The organism is Rhodanobacter sp. FW106-PBR-R2A-1-15 (genome assembly GCF_058789735.1).
Genome location: NZ_JBYTEM010000015.1, coordinates 38,718 through 62,717, shown reverse-complemented (window position 1 = coordinate 62,717; position 24,000 = coordinate 38,718). Strand labels below are relative to the sequence as shown.

Sequence of the window (24,000 nt, the reverse complement as noted above, 5' to 3'; positions counted from 1 at the left end):
GGCTAGCCCACTTCCAATTGCAGCATCAGCGCGTCCATGCAGAACTTGGCCGCCCAGTTCGGATACCGATTCCTCATGTAGCCGCCTGAGCGCGGATGCGAACCGGGCAGCGCGCCGCGAACGCCACCGTCAACTGCGGCCAGGTTCTGGATCGACAAATTGAACCGGTCGGCGTCCTCGGCCGCCGGCAGCCAGGACCGCTCGCCGGTTTCTCTGGCAAGGCGCTGCCAGATGATCGCCATCTGCGCGTTGCCGGTCACGCAGGTCCAGCGGCTCGCCGGCCGCCAGGCGGAATCCAGCCGGCCAGGCAAGGCGCCATCGCGGCGCTGGGTTTGCGCAACCGCTCGCGCCACGCGCGCCGCGGCATCCACGAAGGCGTCGTTGCCGGCGACCAAGCCGACTTCCAGCATGCCGCGGGTCGCATAGGCGATGGTATGCGTCAGCGGACGATCGTTGTCCTCCAGATCGTTGTTCTGCAGCCACCCGTTGGGCTGCATCTGCGCAAGCGCCCACTGCACGTTGCGCACCGCCGCATCCAGATAACGCGGCTCCTGCAAGACCTGGCTGGCCTTGGCCAGCGCAAACGCCACGCGCGTGTTGTAGGTATTCACGGCATGCACGGCGAACGGCGACGCAAAACGCCGCCACGCACCATCCGGGTCCTGGGCAGCCACCAGCCAGTCCGCCGCGCGCAGCGCCGAATCACGGAAACGCGCGTCCCGCGTCTGCTGCCACGCGGACAGCCAGCCGAACAACACCTGCCCGGTGTTGAAGATGGTCGGCACCACCGTAGTTGAATCCAGCGTACCGGCACGCACGCCCCCTTCAGGGAGCTGGATGGCGGTTTCCCACTCGGCCATGCGGATGGCGCGCTCCCGATAATCGCCTTGGCCGGAAAACTGCGCGTAGCGCAGGAAGGTCGGAATGATGTACCCGGTGGTTTCCGGATAGGCGCCAGTCCATTGCCGCTTCGTTGCGTCGTAATAGGCGCTGACACCGCCGCAGCCGGTGGCGTCCTGGGCGCGCGCCAGCCATTCGGCGGCAGCCTGCAGTCCATGGCGCACATCCACTGCCGGACGTACCCGGCCCCCGGACAGAAGTCGGATGACCGCGTTCATGACTTGCTCCTGGCCGCAAGCGATCCCGGCAGCATCTTCGAAGTCCGGCTGTGCAGCGCACGTCGGACGCGTTGCATGCCCTCTGCCAGGCATGGCATGGGATCGCGCCATCGGCACAAGGCATCGGCTACCCGGCCGCCGCGCGGATAGCCCTGCGTGAGCTGCTGACCTTGGGTGGCTGCCGATTGCATGTCCTCGGAGCGCACTCGCCATACGACCGGTCGCTTTGCAGCGGCGGGCGGCGGAAACGACAGCCCCAGCTCCGAACACCAGGCCGCATACGGCAGATTGACGCCGTTCAAGCTCGCCACTTCTTCCTGGTAGTCGGTGCGCCCGATCGTCGGCTCCACCATGCGGAACTCGCCGCTGCGCACATCGCGCTTGTACTCCATGCCGGCCATGCCGATCACGCCCGCGGCCTGAAAGAAGCGGGTGGTCATGGCGGAAAGCTCCGCATGGACTTCCGCGGCCGAGGTACAACTGGCCGTACCGCCCACCTGTGGCGGCCACGAGCGGATCTTGCGACCGGTGAACGACCCCACCACCTGCCCCTGCCCGCCGAGGCATTGCAGACAAAAATAGATGTTCGAATCCGGGCCTTCGATCCACTCCTGTACCACCACGTCGGCCATCACCGGCAGGATGCGACGGACCAGCCCGGCAGCTTCCGCGGCGCTCTCCACGCGGTACGCCTTCCTGAACCGCCACCCGTAATCGACATTCCGTTCGCCGGGTTTGACCACCACCGGATAATGCAGATGTTCGAGCGCGGACAAATCCGCGAGCGTGCGAACGTGCAGCAGCGGCGGAATGGGGCTGCCGAGTTGTTCGGCGCGGCGCTGGAACCCCTGTTTGTGCAACAAGGTATCCACGACGTCTCCGGGCGGCAGGCTGAACCGGTAATAGGCGGACAGCAGATCGCGATGACGCGAAACGGTCTTGACACTTTCCTCCTGGGTCAGGAACAACACCGGGCGCACACCGGAAAACCGCATCGTGCCCAGGCGCACCAGGTCTTCAACCAGCGTTTCACCGTGCGTCGCACGGATCTGCAACGGTTTCGCCGCGCGGGTACGCATTTCCGCACGCCGCATATCGGTATCCAGCAAGCAGACCGGGACCCGCGCGTGCGCCAGGCTGCGCGCCACACCCAGGCCATTGACCCCGGCACCCAGTACCACCGCGGGCGTATCAGCGATCATGCACCCCTCCCGCGCCGCGCTGGCGACGATCGAGTACGTCGGCATAGACGGCGCGGTAGCGCGCCACGCTCGCCGACCAGGTACGTTCGCGCTCGACGAACGCCTGCCCGTTGGCGATCACCTTGTCCCAACCGGCGTGCGTCGTCAGCAGCTCGATCAGACACTGCGCGAGCGCCTCGGCCGAGCCAGCGGGGAAAAGGTGGCCGTTGCGGCCATCGCGGATCAGCTCGCGATGGCCGCCGACGTCCGACGCGGCCACCAGCTTGCCCATGGCCATCGCCTCGAGCGGCTTCAGCGGCGTCACCAGTTCCGTCAGCCGCCGCGAGATGCGCGGATAGACCATGACATCCATGACGCCGTAGTAGCGGGTGACTTCGCCGTGCGGCACGCGACCGACGAAGTGCACCTCGCGCTCGAGGCCGAGGCGGGCGGCCAGCGCGCGCAGGGCGGCCTCCTGCGGACCGCCGCCCAGCAGCAGCAGGCGCGCCTGCGGCACCGCGCGCAGCACCAGCGGCATAGCCCGGAGCAGCGCGTCCAGCCCCTCATAGGCGTAGAACGAGCCGGCGAAGCCCAGCGTGTACCCGCGCACAAGTCCGTACTTCCCCAGCAGCTCCGCATCGACGCTGGTCGTGGATCGAAACCGGGCAGTGTCCACGGCGTTGGGAATGACGGTGACCTTGTCGGCGGGAATGCCGCGCTCCAGCATGTCGCCGCGCAGGCCATCACAGATCGTGGTTACGGCGTCTGCCCGTTGCAGTGCCCGGGTTTCCAGCGCGCGCGTCAACCGATACCGCGCCCCTCCCTCACGCGCCGTGCCGAGATCGACGGCAGCGTCTTCCCAGAACGCACGGACCTCGTACACCACCGGGATACCGGCGGCCCGGCCCACCGCCAGCGCGGGCAACGCGTCCAGCACCGGCGAGTGCGCATGGAGGATGTCCGGACGCACGCTGTCCACCACCTCGGCCAGCCGGGTCTGCAGCGCGCGCATCAGGCAGCGGTACCGGACCAGCGGCAACCTCGCCAGCAGGCCGGTCGCCGGCGGCGTGCGGTAGAACGTCCAGTCGCCGACCTGTTCCTCGCGCTGGCGATCGTCTCCCTGCCGGGGGCCGGTCAGTTGCATCGTCTCCCACCCCAGCGCGCGCTGCGCCTCGAGGATGGCGAGCGTACGGAAGGTATAGCCGCTGTGCAGGGGCAACGAATGGTCGAGCACGTGCAGGATGCGCAGCGGCCGCTCGGCCGACGCTCCTGACCGATCCTGCTGCAGTGCGGCGCGCGGGCTGTGGTTCATGGCTCTGCTCCGAATGCCGCATCTTCGGCAGCGGCCGCGCGTATCCGCGCATAGAGTGCGTGCTGCGCTTCCACCACCGGCGACCACCCCAGCCGCTCCGCCACAGCGCGGGTGGCGGCACGTGTCGGCGCCCGCTCCCGCAGCTGCAGCCATGCGGCGGCAATGCCTTCGGCGCTCCGCTGTGCGGCGATCTCCCCCGCTTCCGGCGCGGCCAGCAACTCAGCGGCACCGGCAAACGGCGCGGCCACCACCGGCGTGCCGCAGGCCAGGGACTCCAGCACGACGTTGGGCATGCCTTCGCGGCTCGACGCCTGCACCAGCACGTCCGCCGCGTTGTAGTAGTCGCACAGCTGCGCGTGGGGAATGGCGCCGAGCATGCGCACGCGCGCGTGCAGACCCAGCCGGTCGACCAGGCCGCGCAGCTTGCGCTGTTCCGGCCCCTCGCCGGCGATCAGCAGGGTCGCCTCCGGCACGCGCGCCAGCGCCTCGATGACAAGGTGCACGCCTTTGAGCGCGACCAGATGGCCCACCGTCAACCATACCGGACCGGCGAGGCCCCATCCGGCACGGATTGCCGTGCGGTCCCGTGGCCCGAAACGATCAAGGTCGACGCCATTGCGCAGCACCGTGATCTTCCCGGAGTCAACGCCCAGGGCGGCGACCTTGTCCTTCAGCGCCTGCGATACGGCCACGATGGCCGCGGCGCGCTCCGCTGCCCACTGGATTTGCGCCCTGGGTCGACGATAACGCGGAATCCACGTCACGTCGGTACCGCGCGCGGTGATCACCACCGGTTTGCCCAGCGCCGCACCCAGTCGTGCCGCCGCCACGCCATCCGGATAAAAGTAGTGGGCATCGATCAGATCGAAGTCGGTCCCGTCGGCCTGCAGTTTCCGCAGGTCCGGCAGCAGGGCGCGATACATCAGCTCGGGCGCGATGCTCATGCCAAGCTTCGGAATGGCCGGATAGCGTGGATGGCTGATCTGGATGCCGTGGCGCTGCTCATGCGCAGGCACCCTGGCAAATGCCGAGTAGGCCCCGAAGCGCGGATGCCGGAACGGAAACCATGGCACCGGCGCCACGACCGTCGCGGTCACCCGCCCGGAATCCACGAGATGCCGCAGACGCTCCTCGACAAACACGCCGTGGCGCGGTTGGGCGGCATTCGGATACAGGCTGGTGAAGACCAGCAGGCGGATCCTGCGTTCGCCAGCCGCCTCGACGCCGGCCCCGGCACGCTGCCGTGCCGCGTCGAATGCGTCTTCTGCCGACGGCATGACACCACCGGCAACGCCGTTGAACGATACGTTCCTCATGGCTGTACCCCGGCGGCCACGACCCTGCGTGCCGCCTCGGCGGGGGCTGCAGCAGCGGGCTGCTGCATGCGGCGCATAAAGGCGTCCAGCATCAGCAGGCTCCATAGCGTCGCGCTGTGATCGCGCCGGCCAGCTTCATGCTGCCGCAGCAGCCGATCGAGCATGGCTGGCTCGAAGTACCCGCACTCGGCAACGGCGCCGGCAAGCAAGGCGTCCCGGGCGCGCCGCGCGAGCGGACCGCGCAACCATGCTGCCAGCGGCACGCTGAAACCCATCTTGCTCCGGTACAGCACATCGTGCGGCAAATCCGCTTCGAGCGCTTTCTTGAGGATGTATTTGCCGGCCCCCCCCCTCAGCTTCAACCCGGGCGGCAACGATGACGCCCACTCGACCAGGCGGTGATCGAGCAGCGGCACGCGGACCTCCAGGCTGTGCGCCATGCTGGCCCGGTCCACCTTGGTCAGGATGTCGCCGGGAAGCCAGGTCTTGAAATCCAGGTACTGGGCCAGCAGCAGCGGATGATCGGTGGGCGCGCGTGCGGCGTGGGCACGGAACACGGCGAGCGCGCTGTAACCTTGAAGTTCGCGCTTGAAGCTCGCGCTGTACAACCGCTGGCGCAGCGCAGTCGAGGTAGTGCTGACGGTATGGAAATAAGCCTCCACGTCGTCGCGGGCGAGCGCCTGCAGCGTGGTCTTGGCGCGCAGCGGGCGCGGCGCCCAGTCAGCCTTGGGATAGAGACTGCCCAGCACGCCGAACAGCGGCTTGCGCAACGCCAGCGGCAGGCGCGCACGCAGACCGCTTTCCCATGCATGCAGGCGATAGCGCCGGTAGCCGGCGAAATCCTCGTCGCCACCGTCGCCGGACAGCGCCACGGTCACCTGGCTCCGTGCCAGCTCGCACACGCGGTACGTCGGCAGCGCCGAGCTGTCGGCAAATGGCTCGTCGTAAACCGCCGCCAGCGTGTCGAGGAGCGCATGATCATCGGCGCTGACCCGCCGCTCGAAGTGCCGGGTATGCAGATGCCCGGCCACCTGACGCGCATGGGCGATTTCGTCGAAGCGGTCGTCGTCGAAACCGATGCAGCAGGTGCGTACCGGTTGCTGCGACACCCGGCTCATGCTGGCCACCACGGCGCTGGAATCCACGCCGCCGGAAAGAAACGCGCCGAGCGGCACGTCCGCCATCATCTGCCCTGCCACGGCGTTGTCCAGCAAGCCGTGAAGCTGCTCTGCAGCCTCATCCGCCGTGAAGTCGGCGGCGAGCTTGAACGGTACATCCCAGTACTGCCGGGGAACCGGTCGCGCTTCGCCGGCACGCCAGCTCAGCCAATGGCCGGGCGGCAGTTTGAAGATTCCGCGATAGATGCTGCGCGGATCCGGCACGTAGCCGAGGGCAAGATAATCTTCCAGCGCCTGCGGATCGAGACTGCGTTCCACCCCGGGATGCGCCAGCAGCCCCTTGAGTTCGGAAGCGAACACCAGCTCGCCGGCGCGGGTGAAGCCATAGTGCAGCGGCTTGATGCCCAGCTGATCGCGCGCCAGGTAAATGCGCTGCGCACGCATGTCCCACACCGCGAAGGCAAACATGCCAACCAGGCGCGCCAGGCAGGCCTCGCCCCAGTGCTGCCAGGCGCGCAGCAGCACTTCGGTATCGCAGCGGCTGCGAAACACCGCGCCACCCGTCTCCAGCTCGGCCTTGAGCGCCGGGAAGTTGTACAGCTCACCGTTGTAGACCAGCGCCAGACCGGCCACCTCATCCACCATCGGCTGCTGTCCATGGCCCAGGTCGATGATGGACAGGCGGCGATGTCCCAGCCCCACGCCCCTGCCGAGATACAGCCCGGCCTCGTCCGGTCCGCGGTGGCGCTGCGCATCGCGCATGGCCAGCAGAACTTTCTCATCCACGCCGGAGTGGTACGACGAAACGATGCCGGCCAGACCGCACATGTCAGTGCTCCTTGTGCCCGGTCAAGCCGGACACCATGCGTGGCTGCACGGCGTTCGCCTGCCGACCCAGCAGTTCGTCATACAGCGCGACATACGCGGACACCATGCTATGCAGGCTGAACCGCGCAGCGACGCGCACTCGTCCGGCGGCGCCATGCCGACGCCGCAGCTGCTCGTCGGCGACATAGGTGCGCAGCGCCGCCGCCAGCGCGTGCGGATCGCCGGCCGGCACCAGCGTTCCTGTCACGCCGGCCACCACCACTTCGCCCACCCCGCCGACGTCGGTGGCCACCACGGGCAGTCCTGACGCCATGGCCTCCAACAGGACACCCGGCATGCCTTCGGCGATGGAGGAAAGCGCGAAGACGTCGAACTCCGCGAGCAGCGCCGCCACATCGCTGCGATTGCCCAGCAGCCGGACTTGCGTCGAAAGTTCGCCACGCGCGATTTGCGCTTCGAGCGCAGCGCGCTGCGGCCCTCCACCCAGCAGGACCAGGCGCAACTGCTCGCGCTGGTGAGGCAATGCCTCGCACAGAATGCGGAAGGCGGCTATCAGTCCGGCATGGTCCTTGACGGCATCCAGTCGCCCGACCGTGCCGATCAGCACGGTTCCGGCGGGCGCGAAAGCTCCCAGCAAGGGGCGTACACCTCTTTCATGTGCCGTGCCGGCAAACGCGGTTGCGTCAATGCCATTGGGAATACACGCAACGCGCGAAAATGGTATGCCCACTTTTTCTACAAGCCAGTCTTGCAGGTCCATCGAGACCGCCAGATAACGGTCGATGAACGGCAGGAGCCAGCGGCGCAAAAGCTGGTGCTTCCGGCTTTCGCCGCGCGGGTCGGCGGCATCACGGCCTCGTTCCGCATGCACGACGCGACGAACCCCTGCAAGCCGGGCGACCGGCGCCACGTCCACGGCACCGATGTTGTACGTGTGGACGAGGTCCGGCCTCAGGTCCCGCAAGACGCGCCACAGCCTGAAATAGCAACGCCAATCCTTACCGGGCCTTTTGGCCAGAGCCACGCACACGACATCGTCAGGCTCGATTTGATCCCGAAGCGCACCGTAGCCTTCCAGGCAGATCACCGCATGGCGGTAGCACTGGCAGGTCTGGTTGATCAGGGTAACGAGCATATGCTCCATGCCACCGGTGTCCAGCCGGTAGAGCACATGCACGATCAGCGGCCGGGCGTTCATGGCTGGCTCCCCGCAAGATCGGGTGACCGCTGCTCCTGCACCTCCGGCACGCCGGGCACGGGCAGCGTCTGCGCGAAGGCGTGCAGCTTCGTCCGCACCCGATCGGCATCGTCGCCGGCAACCGGCGACGACAATGCCCATACCGAAGAACGAGGCAGCTGCCCGCGCAGTACGGCCCATGCCTGCAGCAACTTGGCCAGCACCGGCGAGCGAGTGCAGCGGCGATCCACGCAGTACCAGTACCACACCAACCGCGAGCCGCTCGCGCCCACCAGCCGCAGCTCGGCGGCAGTCGTGCTCCACCCGCTGGCAAGGTCGAGCTGCCGCCGGGTCCGACTCAGGATTTGCGCGCGCGCCGGATCGTAGAGATCGTTGCCGTAGGTGATCAGGGTATGACCCCGGCGCGGCTTGCCGGTATAGATGGCATGAAACAACTCGACCACCTCGCCGCTGGCGGCCGACTGGTAGGACACCCGTACCTGCCCCGCCGCCCCCCTGAAGATCGGCCGCCAGCCGTCCGCGGCAGCCTGTGGCCCATGCCAGCCAGCGATGGTTGGTGCGGTCAGCTGCATGGTTTCCGGCGCTGCCGGGGCCACCACTCCGCCGGCCAAGGCCGGACCCGCGATCAGCAGCGCCACCGCCGCCGGCCACACCATGCTGCGCGCCGTGGCAGGTATGTCGCCGCGGGCGATGGAAGGTTCCGGCATCACCGGCGTGTCGCGGAAGAACCAGCCGACCAGCAACAGCAGCAGCAGCACCGTGCCGAAGAACTGCCAGCCAAAAATCATGTGGTCCGTGCCGGTCGCATATTCCAGCCCCCAGGTCTCGCCGATCAGCACGGTGAAATACACCCGCAGGCCATTCGCGATGACCGGCACCACCGCCGCCAGTGCCACGAACACCACCCGCTTCCACCAGCGCCGGTACATCAGGTAGGCATACAGGCAGCCGAGCGCCGTGCAGGCGATGAAGAACTTCACGCCGCTGCAGGCATCGGCCACCATCCATACCGCCGAGGGCGTGATGATCTCGCGTCCGTTGAGCAGCACCGGCGTGCCGGTCAGCTCCAGCGCACGCACGGCGAAATGCGCCGTGATGTCCTGCAGCGGCCCCACCAGCGCATCGCCCCAGGGAACCGCGAACACCACCAGATAGCCGAGCGGAAACGCCAGCACCCATAACGCTTGCCATCCCCAGCAGGCCAGCACCAGCGCCGGAAACAGCGCCACGAACGCGAAGTGCTGCGCCAGATTGACGTCGAGCAGGCGGCCGGCATACCAGACGAACACCAGCACCGTCACCGCCGCCAGTCCCCAGAGGCTGGGCACCGGCACGCTCGCCTGGAGTTGGTGGCGCAGACCGGATGCCACCCACAGGCTCAACGGAAAGATCAGGAAGGCGTACTGGTAAGTGCCATCGTGCGCCCACGCCCATACCAGCGATTGCACGGTCCGCCAGTAGCAGACCAGCAGCACCACGACGGCGACGGCGAACGCAGCCGCGGCCAGTACCCAGTCGGGCGTGCGCACGGAGAAGCCGGCCACGGCGGCAAACGGCCTGTTCATGGGCAGACCCCCAACCCGGCAGTGCCAACGACATCCATGGAGGCTGCGCCGTGGCGCACATTGCGCAACACATTTTCATACGTGTCGAGACTGCACCCCCAGTCATGGCGGGCCAGCACCTCGGCGCGGGCCGCCGGCACCCGCACCGCCTGCGGCGCATCCAGCCAGCGCAAAGCCTCCGTCGCCATGACCTCGGGCGATTCATCGATACAGCCCTGGCGGCCCGCGAAATCCGCGACGCCCGCGTAGGCCGCAGGCGTCGCCAGCAGCACCTTCTCCATGGCCAGCGCCTCCAGCACCTTGTTCTGGATGCCACGCGCAACCCGCAACGGTGCGGTCACGACATGCGCATGCGCCAGGTATGGCCGCACATCCTCCACCCGTCCGGTAACCGTGATACCGGCGAGCTGGCCCAGCACGCGCACCGCGGCCGTCGGCTGGCTCCCCACGATGTAGAAGCGGGCGTCCTGGCGCCGGACGGCGATCCGCGGCCAGACTTCCTGCGCGAACCAGCGCGCCGCATCCACGTTGGCGCGGTAATCCATGGCACCGGCAAATACCACGACCCGTTCTCCCGGCCGGTAGGGGCTGGAGCAGGCCCGTTGCGGATCCCAGTACGCGGCATCCACCCCATTGGGGATGCCGTGCACCCGGCCAGCCGACTCCGGTACCCGCTGTCGAAAGAACGCCGCTTCGGCTTCCGAGACGAACACGCTGGCGTCGAACTGCGCGGCAATGGTGCGCTCGAACTCTGCCAGCCGCCGCGCTTCCCACCGGTACACCTGGCGCTTCACGGCACCGGCCTGCTGCGCGTACTGGTTCCACTTGTCGGAGTCCACGTCGACGAAATCCATGACCCGGCGCAACTGGGTGTGCCGCATGACGAACGGCGCCACGCCCGACGAATAGCACAAGGCCAGCTCCGGCTTGTGCTCGGCCAGCAACCGTTCGACCCAGCGCCGCATCACGCGGTCGCGGTAGACCCCGACGGTAAGCGGCTCGCCCCGCGCCAGCGCCGCAAGCGCGCGCCAGCCCGCGCGCCAGGACGGCAACGGCCGGACACATACGTCGGCGCACAGGGCCTCGACCGCCGCCAGGTGCTGCCAGTCGACCGGATCGTCCACGAACGTGCCGAGGTACACGCGGTAGCGTTCGGCGAGCCGCCGCAGCACATGGTACGAGCGGATCTTGTCGCCCTTGCTGGGCGGCCAGGGCAGCCGATGGCAGAGGAACAGTACCGATTGCATGCGTTAGCCCAGATCCCGCGCGAGCCATGGCCCCAGCGCACAACTCACCGGCAGCGGCAGCCGCTTCCAGGCTTCGATGAAAAGTCGGTACCTGCTGTTGGTGGGGCTGATATTCGGCACCGTCCTGGCGCGCACCAGGTAATAGGCATACGGCAGCGGTTGCGGCTCGAAACCCCAATGCTTCTTGAAGTGGTAGGAACCGCTGTCCTGCTTGCTGCGGCCGTAGTCGAACAGCCGGGCGCCGCGCTCGGCCGCACGCTGCATCACCGCCCAGTACATGAAGTCGTTGGCCGCCAGATCACGGCCACGCGCCACACTGCCGCCGTAATACGGATGCACTTCATCGCGAAAGTAGAAACTCATCACCGCGGCCACCGGCTGTCCCTGGTGGGTGACCACGGAAACCTCGCAATCCTTGCCAAACGCCTGCTGCAACCGCGTGTAATAGTGGCGCGACAGCACCGGCGTACCCAGATTGCGCACGCTCTCGGCGTACACCCGGTAGAACTCGGCAATGCTGCCGTCGTGGCGCACCTGCAAGCCGGCGCCCATGCCCTTGCGCACCATGGCGCGCTGCTTGCGCGGGATCGCCTTGAGATTTTCGTCATGGTCCGCGCAGATCGCCTTGCGGAAGCCGACGTACAGATCCTTGACCGGCCAGCCGGGATGGCGCAGCTCGCGGTCGCGCAGTTCGAGATAGTCGACGCGCAGCTCGTCGGCGAGCGCGGTCGCGGCTCGGGTGAGCCGTGCCTCGCTGCCCGGGTCGCCCGCCACCACCCCGCCGTACACGCAGAACGGCATCGAGATCAGTGCGTGGCCAAACAGCCGGCTGCGAATCTCGGCGAGCGGCAGAACGCCGGTGATGACTCCGTGCCGTTCCGCGTACAGATAGTGGCAGCGATGGCCGAGCACCTGCTCAAGGATCCCGCGCCAGGCCACCCGGTGGAAAAACGTGGCCCGCGGCGCATCCTCGACAAAGTTGTCCCAGCGCCGTTCGTCGCCCCTTTCCAGGCGCCTGACGGTGCAAGGGTCGGCGGAATGACTGGCGTGTGCGTGGTCGAGCATCTCGCATCCCCTCAGTGCGCGCCGAGTTCGACGGCCTGCAGCGCCACCACCGGATAATCGGCGGACGCGCGGGCGAGAAACACCCGGTCCATGCGGTCGAAACGGAAATCGCGCACGAGCCGCTCAAGCCGGGGCGCCGTGCGGGGCAGGTTCAAATAGTGGCGCACCCGGTTCCTGAGCGTCACGCCGGGCACCCGTGGCTGCTGCGCATCCACTTCCCATGGATGAAAATAGAACACTCCGGAGCGCCGCTCGCGCCGGTTGACGCGCTGCAGGCCGCGCCTGAACAGCGCATACGGCAACAAGCGGAAATAACCGCCACCGCCGCACGGCCAGTTGCGCCCGCACAGCCGCACCGTCGTCACCGGAATTTCGAGCAAGCCGGAGCGCTTCGTAAAAAATGGAAATCTCGGTGCCGCGGGCATGCCGTACAAGTCGTGATGGATCGGCACGATGCTGGAACTGTAGCGGTACCCGGCGTCGCGCAATTCCTCGTGGGCCCACAACGTGGTGGGTCCGATGGAATAACTGGGTGCCCGGTAGCCATACACGGCGGTACCGGTGGTGTCCTCCAGCAGGAGTTTCGTGCGCGTGATGCTGTCGCGAAACTCCGCCCGGCTCAGATTCGTCAAGCGCTCGTGGCCGAACCCGTGGCTTGCGATCTCATGGCCGGCGGCGCTGATGTCGCGCACCAGCGCGGGGAAGCGCTCCGCCACCCAGCCCAGCACGAAGAAGGTGGCGTGCACGCCGTGCCGCTCGAAAAGCTCCAGCACGCGCCGGGTATTGCCGTCGACGCGGACGGGCCAGCGCGGCCAATCCTCGCGCCGGATGCACTGCTCGAAGGCCGCCACCTGGAAATAGTCCTCCACATCCACCGTCATGGCGTTGGTGACGGGCTCGAGCTGTGGCCGCGCCGTGCTCATGGGTCTTCCTGGCCTGAACCCGGGTACCGCGCGTCGGCGATCGCCGCCTCGTGCACGACCGGTGCCAGCGGCGACGCGGCCAGCAGCAGCACCTCCCGGCGTCGAACCTCTTCACGCAGCAACTGCAACATGACCCTGTTGCGTTCGAGGTCCAGCGAGGCAAGTACGCTTTCCGGATCCGATGGCACGACGGCACGCGTCAGATCCAGCTCCTCGGGCACCGCGGACGCTTCCAGCGTCGCCGGCACGCCGGCCATTTCCTCATGGATCTCATCGAGCACAATGGCGAGTTCCGTCTGGTCCAGGCTGTGCAGTTCCTCCAGATAACCGTGCAGCAGCAGACGGTCCATGACGAGATTGATCTTGCGGGGGATCCCGCCACTGGCCAGGTAAACCCCGGTAAAAACGTCGGGCGCCAGTTCCGGGTCGTCGTTCCAGCCGACGGCATGCAGGCGGTGCAGGACGTACGCGCGGCTTTCCTCCTCGCTCATGGGATCAAGCCGGTGGGAGGCAATGATGCGCTGGCGCAACTGTTCCATGTGGTTGCTGACGATGATGCGCCGCAATTCGGTCTGGCCGACCAGGAATACCTGCAGCAGCGCACGGCCCCTGAACTCGAAGTTGGACAGGATGCGCAGCATCTCGAGTGCCGCCGGGGTAAGCGTCTGCGCTTCGTCCACCACCAGCAGGGCATGCGTCTGACGGGCGTGCAGCGATATCAGGTGCCGCTTCACATCCTGCAGCAGAGCTTCCTTGCCGCGCCCCTCAAAAGGCAGGGCAAGCGCCGCGGCCACGGCCGGCAAGATGTCGTCGCCATCGAGGTTGGCTGAGGCAATGCTGGCCACGGCAAGGTTGCGATGTGCGAGTTCCTCGAACAGCTTCTGGATGAGCAGCGTCTTGCCGGTTCCGACTGCACCGGTGATGACCACGAAGCCTTCACCCTGCTCGAAACCGTAGAGCAGATACGCCATGGCGCGCTTGTGACCCTTGCTGGGGAACAGCATTCCCGCATCCGGGGTCAACTGGAAAGGCTTGCCACGCAGTTTGTAAAACGCCTGATACATGCCGTTCTCAGAACAGATGGGTGAACTGCAGGAAAACCACGTTCGCGCGGTATCCGTGCGCGTCGGGCGACACGGCATGCACATGGCGGGAATAGCGGCGCAGCCGCAGGCTGGCGAAGTTCTTCGGATCGAGCTGGTGCACGAGATCCAGTTGCGCGTACTGGCTGTAGTTGGTTTGCCCGTCCCGGTAGCGGTAACGCTGCCAGACATATGTCGGGGTCAACGTGGTCAATGGCCCGATATTGAACAGCCAGGCGACATCCGCATTGGTCACTCTCTCCCGACCGCTGTTCAGGAGAAAATAGTTGCGCCGCTCGTCGTACAACGTGACCCTCAAGACGCCTTTGGGCATCTCGTAGGCCGCCGATGCGGTGGCGCGCTTCATGAGGTAAACCCGCTGCTCCCTGAGCGAAGGAATCACCGGGAGTCCGAGTGACGGGATGGTGTCCGTTCCCTGTCCCAGCAACTGCTGATTGAGATCGGTGGGTCGCTCCACATAACTTGCGACCGTCGTCAGCAAGGCGGCTGTGCGCGTCCAGGACAACTGGTAGCTGCGACCATAGAACCGGTGCCCGACCAGCACCTTGAAATCATTCAGCGTATTCGACCACTCGGCGCCGGCGTCCCAGAAGCTCGCGCCCAGCCTGTTCACCGTGCCGTCGGCGAGGAATTTGTTCTCCCTGCCGACATCGGCCAGCAAGCTCACATTGTCACGGACCTGCACCGCGCCGCCCAACCTGGCGGTCGAAAAGCGCGAGCTGCGGCCGGAATCAAACTCGATGCGCTGGTCGACATAGCCAAGGTTCCAAGTCCACTTTTGGTCCTTCGGGCTTACGAGGTTGAACTGCACCGCGTTGCTGGTGATGTCGGACGTGCCGATCAACAGATCGTTGCTTTGCGCGGGAATGCCTCTGGTGTTGTACAGCACGCGCCCGTAGCTGTAGCGCAGCATCGCGCTGCCCACGTTGCCAAGCTCCTGGATCCAGTACGGGCTGAGCGTGCCCCGCCCGACATTGGCGCGGTTGTTGTCCAGGAAAAACGTACCGGAGCCGGCCGGCAATTCATTGTTGACGACCTCGCGTCCGTATAACGCGCTGCCGTCGAGGAAGAAATGCTGCGGAAGAAGGGTGAGCGTGCCGTGAGTGTCGAGATTCTGCGCCAACTGGTTGTGGCGCGATTGCCCCTCGTACAGATACCCCGTGAGCGTGTAGTCAAACACGCCGGAGAACCGCGGCCCGCTGAAGGCGGACTTGATGAACGGCTGGATCTCGGTGATCCAGCCGGTCTGTTTCGGTTTGCCGCTGGGCGCCAGCATGAGGTTATCGGTGTACAGCTCACCGAGCGTGACGCCCACGACCACGCCCGGGGAATCGACGCTCGGCTGCGGGATGATGCCCGGCGGCAGATTCTCGGAACTCCCGGCAAATCCGCCGACCGAGTTCTGCGCAGGCGGCATGGAGGGGTCCACGCTCTGGGCTGCAGCTCCTGTCAGCCAGCCGCCCAGGGCAATCGACGACAGGACAATCGACGCCGACCGAACGCGCATCTAGGCTTCCCCGGCCAGGTGGACCCGGGGATACAGGCCATAGTAGGTGTTGTAGTAGTTCTCGCTTGCCGGCAGGCAGCTCATGTTGAGAACCAGGCCGACATATTGCGAGTCGCTCAAACTTTGCAGCGCCGAATCGACCGCATGCTGACCCGTGCAGCCCGCGGCTACCACCATGACCACCTGGCCCATGTGGGAAGCCAGCACCTGCGACTCCGGAGTCGCCAGCAGGGGCGAGGAGTCGAACACCACCAGACGACGCAGGTGTCGACCGCCAAGTTCTTCAAGCACGTGCTCCATGCGCAGGCTGCCGAACAACTCGGTAGTCAGCGGATGGCGCCGCCCCACCGGCACCACCAGCAGATTCGGTACATCGGTTCGCACGATGACCTCGGCGGGCTGGCGCCGTTCGTCCACCAGCACGTCCATCAGCCCCGGGTGCCCCTCGAGCCCCAAAGCGCGGGTGATATGGGATTTCGGTATATCGCCGTCCACCAGCAACACGTCGAAATCCATCTCGTGCGCCAGGCTCAGGGCCAGATTCATTGCGGTGAAGGACTTGCCTTCGCCAGGCACCGCGCTGGTCACCACGATGCGCCCTGCGTGCGGCAACACCTTGGCGCCTTTTCCGATGGCATTGTCCATCAACGGCTGCTTGATGCGACGCAGCTCATCGGCGAGCCGATCGTTCGCCTCGTCGCCAGCAGGGAGCAGGCCGGCGCGTTCCAGGGCCATCGGATCCACGTGCCAGGCCGGCGCAGTTTCCGTGGTTTGGTCCACAGTCCGCGCCTTGCCGGACAAACGCTCGATCGTCGGCACCGAACGCGCTGGTGTCGCCTCGACAGCCGCCGATACCGGCGGTTCGGGCTGCAGGTTCTTGAGCTTCTCGACTGCTTTCTCGACGATGCTCATGCGGCCCCCACCATGAAGAAATGCTGCACCAGCCGGGCAAGTTGTCCGTCAAAGGCGAACCCCAGCATCAACACCATGACCAGCAGACCAGCCCCCGTGCAAAACCCGGCCACTTCGCGGCGCTGATTCCGACGCCGCGATGGCGACGTGATCAGACTGAGCCCGCCGAGCACGGGATAATTGCCGGACTCCCGCAAACTCTTGAGACTCACGAACACCGGATTCATCTTGTGCAGGAAGTACGCAAACCCGCTGCCGACAGCCAGCGCCAGCGCGAGCACCAGCAATAGCAGCAGCCCGCGTTTCGGGCTCACCGGCCGCAGCGGAACGACCGGTGGATTGATGACGCGGAACTTCAGGTTGTTGCCGCTCTGCGTTGCATCCTGAGACAGCTCGGCCGTGTTCAGGCGCTCCACCAATTGGTCGTACTGCTTTTTGGTAACGTCGTAATTGCGCATCAGCCGTTGCAAGGTCGCCTGCACGTCGGAGATCTTGTCCACACTGCCCTTGAGGTCGGCAATCTGCCGCTTCTGCAGCGCGATCTGCGTGGCCAGCGCCTGGACGCTGACCTGGGTGGAATACATGGATTTCTGCATTTCCTGGTACACGGGATTGTCCGAGACCACGCCCAGCATCGGGCTCGCGGGCGCACTCTTCCGCAGCGCATCGCGCCGCGCCTGCAGTTGCGCGATCATGCGCCGGGTGGAAACCACGTCGGGGTATTCGTCCGTATAACTCAGCAACAGCTGGTTGAGCTGCTGCTGGTAGGTCGCAATCTGCTTGTCGACATCCTGGGTGCGCGGGTCGGCTCCCAGCGAGGTCGAGCCGCTGCTCGCCAGCGCACGCATCTGCTGCTGGGTGGTCGCGCGACTGGCGACGGTCGTATCGTATTGGCCTTGCAGGTTCTGCAACTGGGTCTCGGCCGCCTGCAGGCGCGCGGAGTAACTGCTGCCACCCTGGTCCGGTACATAGCCGACATTGGCCTTCTGGAAATCCGCGAGCTTCTGCTCCGCCTCGTTCAGCCGGTTGCTGTAGGCCTGGACCTGTTGCTGCAGAAAATTCTGCGCCGTCTCGGTGGAGACGGTATTTGCACCCAGCGTCTCGTTCATCAGGATCTGCAGGAACGCCTGCACCACTTTCTGCGCCATCCGACGGTCGGGATCGGCATAGCTGATGTCATAGAGGTCCTTGGGTCCGGCACCCTTCACCGTGACGGCAGCGCCCAGCTTGAGCAGCAACTCGTCCTTGTCCGCCGGGGTCGTGGCGCGCAGGGACAACCCGGTCTTGTCCGCCACGGCCTCGAGATTGGGGCGCGAAAGCAAGGTCTGGGTCATGATCAGGAGGCGGCCCCCCACATCCGGCTGCACCGCAACCCCGCGCAGCAGCGGATTCGTCAGCGCCTCGGTGTCGGCATACACCTGGGCATTGGCCGCGTACTTGTTCGGCAGGCTGAACACCAGCACCGCGCCGACGATCGCCACGCACCACGCGACGATCAGCGCATGCCAGCGGTAGCGCCAGCTGGTGCGCGCCTCCAGCAGCACGTGCTGAAACAGCTCACGCAAATCGAACGATTGCTTCTGCATCACTTCACCTTCCCGATGTCGTTGACGGTTGCCATGCACTTGCACGCGTCGCGTCAGAGCAGTGACTGCGGAATGATCAGGATGTCGCCGGGCTGCATGACCATGTTGTATTTGATCGTGCCGTTCATCAGGTCGCCGAGCCGCACCGGAATGGTCTGCTCGCTGCCGTCGGGCAGCCGACGCGCGACCTTCGCACCGTTGCCCGCGGCAAACTTGGTGAGGCCGCCGACTTCGATCATCACGTCGAGCAGGGTCATGCCGCTGCGGTAAGGCACCGCCTTGGGCATCATCGCCTGCCCGACCACGCGCACCTGCTGGCTATAGGCGCCGACGAAGCTCTTGACGATTACGGTCACCAGCGGCGAACGGACGTAGCGGCCCAACGCGCCCTCCAGGTCGCTCGCCAGTTTGTCCGGGGTTTCGCCGGCCGCCATGATGGATTGCACCAGCGGGATCGAGATGCGCCCGTCGGGACGCACTGGCACGGTGGTGGACAGGCTGGGGTTGTCGCGCACGAAGATCTCCAGCGTATCGCCAGGCCCGATGATGTAGCGCTCTACCGGCGGCGTCGCCGCGGCCGGGCCATCGACGATCGGTGCGCTGCTGCAGCCGCCAAGCAGCAGCAAGCCCGCTGCCATCACCAGCCAGAAAAAGCCGTTTCCCGGGTGCGGTTTCATCCCTTGTCCCCCTCTGTGTCCGTTGATTTCAGCGCGCGCCACGCCCGAACAGCACCACTTCCACGGTCTGGGCCAGGATGGTCAGATCAAACACGAGGTTGTGGTTTTTCACGTAGAACAGGTCGAAATTCAGCTTCTGCTCGGCGTCCTCCAGGGAGGAACCGTACGGGTAGCGCAGCTGGGCCCAGCCGGTCAGCCCCGGCTTCACGCAATGGCGCAAGCGGTAATAGCGGATGCGGGTGTTGAAATCGGCCACGAACTGCGGCCGCTCGGGGCGCGGGCCAATGATGCTCATGTCGCCGCACAGCACGTTCCAGAGCTGCGGCAACTCGTCCAGCCGGGCGTTGCGGATGAAATGCCCGACCCGGGTCACCCGGCCGTCGTTCTTGCTGGCCCAGCGGGCCACCCCGTCGCGCTCGGCGTCGATGCCCATGCTGCGGAACTTGATCACCGAGAACAGCTCGCCGTTCTCGCCCACCCGTTCCTGGTGGTACAGGATCGGGGCACCGCGGCCCGACTCCAGCCGGATGGCCAGGGCCGTCAACAGCATGAACGGCCACGCCACCAGCAGCACCAGCGTGGCGACGGCCACGTCGAAGGCCCGCTTGATCGAGCGCCGCACCGGAGAGCTGTTGAAGCCGTCCGAAAATATCAGCCACGAGGGGTTGGTGAGATCCATCTTGATCCTGCCGGCCTCGCGCTCGAAGAACTCGGTGAGCTCGGTCACTGCCATGCCGCGCTGCTTGCACTCCAGCAACGCGTCCACCGGCAAGGTGCCGCGACGATCGTCCGGCCCCACCACGATTTCGTCCACGCCGCGCCGGGCCGCCCATTCGTACAAGGCCCCGTCGGGATGCAGCAGCAAGGGCGCGGAGACGGATATCGGATCATCCCCAACCGGCACGTAGCCCAGGACCTTGAATCCGCGTTGGTCGGTCCTGCGGCGCATCTTGTGGCTCACCTCGGCGGCGCGCTCGCCGGCGCCGAACATCACCACGCGACGCTTGAACAGGTCGGCGTCCACGAAACCCAGGAACACCACCCGCCACAACGCCACGACCAAGTAGCCCACGACCAGCGCGATGCCCAGGACTCCGCGGCCCAGGTACGCCGCAGGAACCGCGTAATACAACACGGTAAGCGCGATCCAGCCCAGCGCGAAGGCGATGCCTTGCCGACTGAGCCGCCCGAGCCAGCCCGCCCGCAGATGGACCTGGTACAACCCCAGCGCCTCCATGGAGACAATCAGCATCATCGCCACCAGCAGCCCACGCCAATGCAGCGCTTCGCTGAACGCAACCTGGGTGTTGACATCACCCAGGTAACGCAGCACCACCGCGCCGTAGACACTCGCCACCAGCAACACAAACTCGACCGATGCCAGCAGCAACTGCCAGTGCAACGCACGGAACCGGATTAGCCCGTACATGTTTGCGCCTCCCCCACATTCCCCGTCGCAACTATGCTTCTGCCTAGAAAACCGTGATGCGAGTCACGATTCTAGGCTTTGGTCAAGTGACCTTCCCGTGAAAACGCTGGAAGGGACGGTGATTGCGTACGGCGGGCCACGGCACCGGCACGACGAGTGGCGTTGTGCATGTGCCAAACCGGCAGCCGAGCCGATCAATGCTTGAGCCGGCAATGTCGGCAGGTCGATTGATGAAGGTCCCGTTTCGGCGCTTCGCCGTCCCCGGTCACCAGGCATGACAACAGGTCTCTGTTGCTCTCATTGGCGCGCTTTTGCCTCGCCCGGCACGCGCCAAGGATCGGCAAAGGCCCGTGCAACTGCGCGGCGATGGCCCGACGTGCGAAAATCGGGCCACCGACCGTTATTCTCTATTTCATGACTGCCCAGAAATACGATTTCCGCCAATTCCAGGAAGAGCTCGCCAGGCTCGAACGCAAGCCCGAACCGCAATCGCCGGCCAAGCCGCTTGGCAAGAAGGCCGTAGCGGCGCAGCGGCTGGCGCGGGCGCGAGAGGAGTTCCTGGCCTTGCGCCAGCGGCACGAGCTGAGCGTGGCCGACGTGGTGGCGTTCTTCCCGGAGGAGGAAGGCATTGCCTATCTGCAGGAATTGATTGCGGCGGCGCAGGCGAAGCCGCGGCGGACACGGAAGGCGTAGACGGATGCCGGCACGGAGGATCAGCACATGACGAGTCTGCCCAACGACACCCGCGCGCTCTCGCCCGCTGCCGCCGGCCGGTGGCAACGGGCGATGCTGATGGCGGTGACCCTGGCCACGCTGGGGCTGGGCGGCTGCGCGCAGCTGCGCGACAGGCATGCCGCGGTGGTGGTCACGCCATCAGCAGCGCCGGCGGCAGCGGCGACATCGCCAGACGCCTCCAGGGAGCCGTCGCTGGCCGCGATCGGCGACCGGCTCCAGTCCGGCCACTACGCCGAAGGCGAAAAGGCCTTGCGCCGGATCCTGGAACGGCGCCCGGGCGACCGTGCCGCACGGGCCATGTTGCGCCAGCTCACCGCCGATCCACGGCAGGAGCTGGGCGAGCGCTGGCGCGCGCACGTGGTGCAACCGGGCGATTCCTACAGCACGCTGGCTGCGCGCTACCTCGGCGACCCGAACCTGTTCCTGATCCTGGCCCGCTACAACGGTTCGACCAATCCTTCGCTGCTGCGCGTCGGCGAGACGCTGCACATGCCGCTGTCGGCCGCCGCCAATGCGGCACCCGCGGTGTCGGCGGCGACCACGTTGCCGACGGCGGTCGTGCGATCCGCCGAGCCACCGGCGGCCGCCGCGCGCCGACTGCAGGACGAGAGCGTGTCCCTGCTCGGTCAGGGCCACAAGCAGCAGGCGCTGGCCCGCCTCGACCAGGCGCTGAGCATCGACCCCAGCCTGAAGCCGACCGGCACCGGCGCGGTCGCGCTGCGCAAGCAACTGCTGGACTCGTATCACGAGCGCGCGATCGTGCTGTACCGCGACCAGCAGCTGGACCAGGCCATCGCGCTGTGGGACCGGATCCTGGCGATCGCGCCGGACTACGAACCGGCGATCGTCTACCGCACCCGCGCGCGCGAGCTCAAGCAGCGGCTCAAGCAATACTGAGCCGCGGCTCAGGGTTCGCCGGCACCGTCTTCCGTGACCGCGGCCATGATCCGCGTCGGCCGCGTGACATCTTCGCCGGCGGCGGCCGGCGCGGGCGTCGCGGACCGGTGCTGACGCGCCTGCAACGCGCCGTTCATCAGGTTGAAGGCATCGAACAGCCGGCCAAACTCGTCGCGGCGGGCCAGCCGGATGCGGTGGCGAAAATCGCCGCGCGCCACCTTCAGCAGCGCATCGCCAAGCAGCGCCAGCATGTTGAGCGGGCGGCGGAACAGCCAGTAGGCCGCGCCGATCACCGCAGCCAGGGTCAGCACCAGCACCACGGCGATCACCCACAAGGTGGTCCGCTGCGCCGCACGCAGCGCTGCGTTGCTGATGCCCAGGCGCAGCTCGCCCACGGTCTTGGCCTGGTACTGGATCGGCACGTCGAACAGCAGCATGCCGCCCTGCCCGCGGTCGCCGGCGGTACGGCTGAGGTAGCTCTGGACGTCACCCGATGGCGGCAGGTATTTCTCGCCGTCGGGCGCGGGCAGCCGCTGGCCGACCTCCCGCGGCTGTGTGCTGGCGATGATGCCGCCGTCGCGGCCGGCGATCGCCAGGTAGCGGATCTGCTGGTTGCGCGAGACGTCGGTGACCAGCGCGCGCGTGGCGGCCTGGTCGCCGAGCAGCAGGTTCTCGGCCGATTCGCCGGCGATCATGCGCCCCATCGAGCTGCCGAAATCCAGCGCCACGCCGGTTACCGCGGCGTTCTGCTTGGCATAGATCGCGGCCAGCCCCAGCATCAGCACCAGGCTCAGGATCGCGCCCAGGCTGCTGGCCCAGCGCAGGCGCAGGGAAATGATCCGGGTGGTCAGCGGATTCTCGCGCTCGCGCTCGTACTCGCGCGCGGCCAGGCGCAGGTCGTCGATGACCTCCGCGCCGCGCTGGTAGCGGGACTCCGCCACGGGCGCCAGCAGGGTGCGCACGATGCTGACCAGGATCGACGGCGTGGCCGGGTCACGCGGGCGGATCGGCGGCCGCGGCAGACGCAGGCGCTTGCGCAGCAGTTGCTGCGGGTTGCCGATATCCGGCCACGGCAGCTTGCCGACGACCAACCAGTACAGCACCACGCCCAGCGAGAACAGGTCGCTGCGCGCATCGGTGCGCTCGCCGCGCAGGCGCTCCAGCGCCATGTAGGCCGGGGTGCCGCCGATTTCCGCGGAGGTCCCGCCGGCGTCGCCCGGCGAGCCGCGGCGCTCGGCGATGCCGAAGTCGCTGATCTTGGCGTAGCTCCAGCCGTCGACCAGCATGATGTTTTCGGGCTTGACGTCGTGGTGCACGATGCCGCGCGCATGCGCGTAGTCGAGCGCCGCGGCAAGCTGGCCCACCAGGTCGATGACCACCGGCAGCGGCGGAAAGCCCGTGCGGGCGACGGCGCTGGCAAGCGTCTCGCCCGGCAGCCGCTCCATCGCGATGTAGGAGCGGCCGTCGTCGGTCTCGCCGACGTCGAAGATGGTGACGATGTGCGGGTGGGTCAGGTGCCCGGCCGCGCGCGCCTCGATCAGGAAGCGGCGGCGGTAGGCGGGGTCGGCGGCCACCTCGCGGTGCAGGCACTTGATCGCCACCTTGCGCTCGATGTCCGGGTCGAAGCCGGCGTAGACGACCGCCATCGCGCCCTCGCCGAGCACGCCCTCGATGCGGTAGCGACCGACATGCTGCGGAATGGCGTCCGCGCTCACGGCGACCCGCGCAACCACCACACCAGCGCGACCAGCGCCGCCACCGCGGCGAGCAGCACCGCGACGACGATCCGGCGCCGCGATGCCGGTTCCGGCTGGCCGTGCTCGCGGGTCAGGAACACGAACTCCGCCTGCCCCAGCCGGATGTGGTCGCCGTGGCGCAAGGCCACCTCGTGGATACGCTGGTCGTTCACGAAGGTGCCGTTGGTGGACAGCGTGTTGACGATGATGCAGTGACCGTTCTGGTTGGTGATCCAGGCATGGTTGCCCGACACGCTGAGGTCGTCGATGACGATCTCGTTGTCGCCCCGGCGGCCGATGGACTGGCGGCCCGGGCCCAGCGCGAAGCGATGCCCCTCGATGCCGGCGCTGGTGCCTTCGAGCACCGGTTCGTGCACGCTGATCCGGCGATCCGTCGCGCTCGCGGTCTCGCTGGCGTATTGCCGCAGCGCCTCGGTGGAAAAAAACCGGGTGCCCTGCGGTCCGCCGGAAGGGCGAAACGGTGCCTGACGCTCACTCATCAAAACCTCACCCCCTGGGCCAGCCGGCACTATAGCCAACTGGCGGC

At 66.8% G+C, this 24,000-nt stretch carries 20 protein-coding genes; 2 read left to right on the top strand and 18 right to left on the bottom strand.

Annotation, left to right across the window (positions count from 1 at the left end):
* Positions 1-2: 2 nt before the first annotated feature.
* From AC3WTD_RS09685 to AC3WTD_RS09610, 16 genes are read right to left on the bottom strand one after another with little or no spacing between them, the layout of a single operon-like run.
* Positions 3-1,229: a hypothetical protein gene (locus tag AC3WTD_RS09685; RefSeq protein WP_492613660.1), complete on the bottom strand. Its 1,227-nt coding sequence runs from the start codon at positions 1,227-1,229 to the stop codon at positions 3-5.
* Entirely contained in the window at positions 1,115-2,320 is a 1,206-nt protein-coding gene (locus AC3WTD_RS09680) for a carboxylate--amine ligase (RefSeq protein ID WP_492613659.1), read from the bottom strand. Before AC3WTD_RS09680 ends, AC3WTD_RS09685 begins: the two co-directional genes overlap by 115 nt.
* On the bottom strand, positions 2,310-3,611 hold the full coding sequence (locus AC3WTD_RS09675) for a TIGR04063 family PEP-CTERM/XrtA system glycosyltransferase (RefSeq protein WP_492613658.1): 1,302 nt from the start codon (positions 3,609-3,611) through the stop codon (positions 2,310-2,312). Before AC3WTD_RS09675 ends, AC3WTD_RS09680 begins: the two co-directional genes overlap by 11 nt.
* A complete protein-coding gene (locus AC3WTD_RS09670) occupies positions 3,608-4,927 on the bottom strand; it encodes a glycosyltransferase (protein WP_492613657.1) in 1,320 nt (439 codons plus the stop codon). The genes AC3WTD_RS09675 and AC3WTD_RS09670 overlap by 4 nt, the downstream gene beginning before the upstream one ends.
* Positions 4,924-6,873: an XrtA/PEP-CTERM system amidotransferase gene (locus AC3WTD_RS09665; RefSeq protein ID WP_492613656.1), complete on the bottom strand. Its 1,950-nt coding sequence runs from the start codon at positions 6,871-6,873 to the stop codon at positions 4,924-4,926. Before AC3WTD_RS09665 ends, AC3WTD_RS09670 begins: the two co-directional genes overlap by 4 nt.
* A gap of 1 nt (position 6,874) precedes the next feature.
* On the bottom strand, positions 6,875-8,071 hold the full coding sequence (locus tag AC3WTD_RS09660; RefSeq protein WP_492613655.1) for a TIGR03088 family PEP-CTERM/XrtA system glycosyltransferase: 1,197 nt from the start codon (positions 8,069-8,071) through the stop codon (positions 6,875-6,877).
* The gene (xrtA, locus tag AC3WTD_RS09655) at positions 8,068-9,636 is read right to left on the bottom strand and encodes an exosortase A (RefSeq protein ID WP_492613654.1); all 1,569 of its coding nucleotides are present in this window, start codon (positions 9,634-9,636) and stop codon (positions 8,068-8,070) included. The genes AC3WTD_RS09660 and xrtA overlap by 4 nt, the downstream gene beginning before the upstream one ends.
* Complete coding sequence (locus tag AC3WTD_RS09650; protein WP_492613653.1) at positions 9,633-10,883, bottom strand: TIGR03087 family PEP-CTERM/XrtA system glycosyltransferase; 1,251 nt, start codon at positions 10,881-10,883, stop codon at positions 9,633-9,635. Before AC3WTD_RS09650 ends, xrtA begins: the two co-directional genes overlap by 4 nt.
* Positions 10,884-10,886: 3 nt before the next feature.
* Positions 10,887-11,948, bottom strand: a complete 1,062-nt coding sequence (locus AC3WTD_RS09645; protein WP_492613652.1) for a FemAB family XrtA/PEP-CTERM system-associated protein — start codon at positions 11,946-11,948, stop codon at positions 10,887-10,889.
* 11 nt (positions 11,949-11,959) lie between these two features.
* Complete coding sequence (locus AC3WTD_RS09640) at positions 11,960-12,871, bottom strand: XrtA system polysaccharide deacetylase (protein ID WP_027492557.1); 912 nt, start codon at positions 12,869-12,871, stop codon at positions 11,960-11,962.
* Entirely contained in the window at positions 12,868-13,935 is a 1,068-nt protein-coding gene (locus AC3WTD_RS09635) for an AAA family ATPase (RefSeq protein WP_027492558.1), read from the bottom strand. The genes AC3WTD_RS09640 and AC3WTD_RS09635 overlap by 4 nt, the downstream gene beginning before the upstream one ends.
* 7 nt (positions 13,936-13,942) lie before the next feature.
* On the bottom strand, positions 13,943-15,481 hold the full coding sequence (locus AC3WTD_RS09630) for a TIGR03016 family PEP-CTERM system-associated outer membrane protein (RefSeq protein ID WP_027492559.1): 1,539 nt from the start codon (positions 15,479-15,481) through the stop codon (positions 13,943-13,945).
* Positions 15,482-16,393, bottom strand: a complete 912-nt coding sequence (locus AC3WTD_RS09625) for a P-loop NTPase family protein (RefSeq protein WP_027492560.1) — start codon at positions 16,391-16,393, stop codon at positions 15,482-15,484.
* Positions 16,390-17,979 (bottom strand): XrtA system polysaccharide chain length determinant, encoded by a 1,590-nt coding sequence (locus AC3WTD_RS09620; RefSeq protein WP_027492561.1) that lies wholly within the window; start codon positions 17,977-17,979, stop codon positions 16,390-16,392. The genes AC3WTD_RS09625 and AC3WTD_RS09620 overlap by 4 nt, the downstream gene beginning before the upstream one ends.
* A 53-nt stretch (positions 17,980-18,032) precedes the next feature.
* Positions 18,033-18,656 (bottom strand): XrtA/PEP-CTERM system exopolysaccharide export protein, encoded by a 624-nt coding sequence (locus tag AC3WTD_RS09615; RefSeq protein WP_027492562.1) that lies wholly within the window; start codon positions 18,654-18,656, stop codon positions 18,033-18,035.
* Between the two features lie 28 nt (positions 18,657-18,684).
* On the bottom strand, positions 18,685-20,085 hold the full coding sequence (locus AC3WTD_RS09610) for a TIGR03013 family XrtA/PEP-CTERM system glycosyltransferase (RefSeq protein ID WP_027492563.1): 1,401 nt from the start codon (positions 20,083-20,085) through the stop codon (positions 18,685-18,687).
* 414 nt (positions 20,086-20,499) lie between these two features.
* On the opposite strand from AC3WTD_RS09610, the gene AC3WTD_RS09605 reads away from it, so the two are divergent.
* Positions 20,500-20,778 carry a hypothetical protein gene (locus AC3WTD_RS09605; protein ID WP_027492564.1) on the top strand — a complete coding sequence of 93 codons (279 nt, stop codon included), beginning with the start codon at positions 20,500-20,502 and terminating at the stop codon, positions 20,776-20,778.
* A 27-nt stretch (positions 20,779-20,805) separates the two neighbouring features.
* Positions 20,806-21,717 carry a LysM peptidoglycan-binding domain-containing protein gene (locus AC3WTD_RS09600; RefSeq protein WP_492613651.1) on the top strand — a complete coding sequence of 304 codons (912 nt, stop codon included), beginning with the start codon at positions 20,806-20,808 and terminating at the stop codon, positions 21,715-21,717.
* A gap of 8 nt (positions 21,718-21,725) precedes the next feature.
* Here the strand turns inward: AC3WTD_RS09600 and AC3WTD_RS09595 are convergent, their stop codons facing one another.
* Positions 21,726-23,432 carry a protein kinase domain-containing protein gene (locus AC3WTD_RS09595; RefSeq protein WP_492613650.1) on the bottom strand — a complete coding sequence of 569 codons (1,707 nt, stop codon included), beginning with the start codon at positions 23,430-23,432 and terminating at the stop codon, positions 21,726-21,728.
* Complete coding sequence (locus AC3WTD_RS09590) at positions 23,429-23,953, bottom strand: FHA domain-containing protein (protein WP_492613649.1); 525 nt, start codon at positions 23,951-23,953, stop codon at positions 23,429-23,431. Before AC3WTD_RS09590 ends, AC3WTD_RS09595 begins: the two co-directional genes overlap by 4 nt.
* Positions 23,954-24,000: the final 47 nt, after the last annotated feature.

Bases quoted from the DNA above. Each gene is read 5' to 3' on its own strand.
- AC3WTD_RS09590 (WP_492613649.1), bottom strand. From the start codon at position 23,953: ATGAGTGAGCGTCAGGCACCGTTTCGCCCTTCCGGCGGACCGCAGGGC.
- AC3WTD_RS09625 (WP_027492560.1), bottom strand. From the start codon at position 16,393: ATGAGCATCGTCGAGAAAGCAGTCGAGAAGCTCAAGAACCTGCAGCCC.
- AC3WTD_RS09635 (WP_027492558.1), bottom strand. From the start codon at position 13,935: ATGTATCAGGCGTTTTACAAACTGCGTGGCAAGCCTTTCCAGTTGACC.
- AC3WTD_RS09685 (WP_492613660.1), bottom strand. From the start codon at position 1,229: ATGGCGCGATCCCATGCCATGCCTGGCAGAGGGCATGCAACGCGTCCG.
- AC3WTD_RS09600 (WP_492613651.1), top strand. From the start codon at position 20,806: ATGACGAGTCTGCCCAACGACACCCGCGCGCTCTCGCCCGCTGCCGCC.
- AC3WTD_RS09645 (WP_492613652.1), bottom strand. From the start codon at position 11,948: ATGCTCGACCACGCACACGCCAGTCATTCCGCCGACCCTTGCACCGTC.
- AC3WTD_RS09630 (WP_027492559.1), bottom strand. From the start codon at position 15,481: ATGCGCGTTCGGTCGGCGTCGATTGTCCTGTCGTCGATTGCCCTGGGC.
- AC3WTD_RS09680 (WP_492613659.1), bottom strand. From the start codon at position 2,320: ATGATCGCTGATACGCCCGCGGTGGTACTGGGTGCCGGGGTCAATGGC.
- AC3WTD_RS09620 (WP_027492561.1), bottom strand. From the start codon at position 17,979: ATGCAGAAGCAATCGTTCGATTTGCGTGAGCTGTTTCAGCACGTGCTG.
- AC3WTD_RS09660 (WP_492613655.1), bottom strand. From the start codon at position 8,071: ATGAACGCCCGGCCGCTGATCGTGCATGTGCTCTACCGGCTGGACACC.
- AC3WTD_RS09665 (WP_492613656.1), bottom strand. From the start codon at position 6,873: ATGTGCGGTCTGGCCGGCATCGTTTCGTCGTACCACTCCGGCGTGGAT.
- AC3WTD_RS09670 (WP_492613657.1), bottom strand. From the start codon at position 4,927: ATGAGGAACGTATCGTTCAACGGCGTTGCCGGTGGTGTCATGCCGTCG.
- AC3WTD_RS09650 (WP_492613653.1), bottom strand. From the start codon at position 10,883: ATGCAATCGGTACTGTTCCTCTGCCATCGGCTGCCCTGGCCGCCCAGC.
- AC3WTD_RS09610 (WP_027492563.1), bottom strand. From the start codon at position 20,085: ATGTACGGGCTAATCCGGTTCCGTGCGTTGCACTGGCAGTTGCTGCTG.
- AC3WTD_RS09605 (WP_027492564.1), top strand. From the start codon at position 20,500: ATGACTGCCCAGAAATACGATTTCCGCCAATTCCAGGAAGAGCTCGCC.
- AC3WTD_RS09675 (WP_492613658.1), bottom strand. From the start codon at position 3,611: ATGAACCACAGCCCGCGCGCCGCACTGCAGCAGGATCGGTCAGGAGCG.
- xrtA (WP_492613654.1), bottom strand. From the start codon at position 9,636: ATGAACAGGCCGTTTGCCGCCGTGGCCGGCTTCTCCGTGCGCACGCCC.
- AC3WTD_RS09640 (WP_027492557.1), bottom strand. From the start codon at position 12,871: ATGAGCACGGCGCGGCCACAGCTCGAGCCCGTCACCAACGCCATGACG.
- AC3WTD_RS09615 (WP_027492562.1), bottom strand. From the start codon at position 18,656: ATGAAACCGCACCCGGGAAACGGCTTTTTCTGGCTGGTGATGGCAGCG.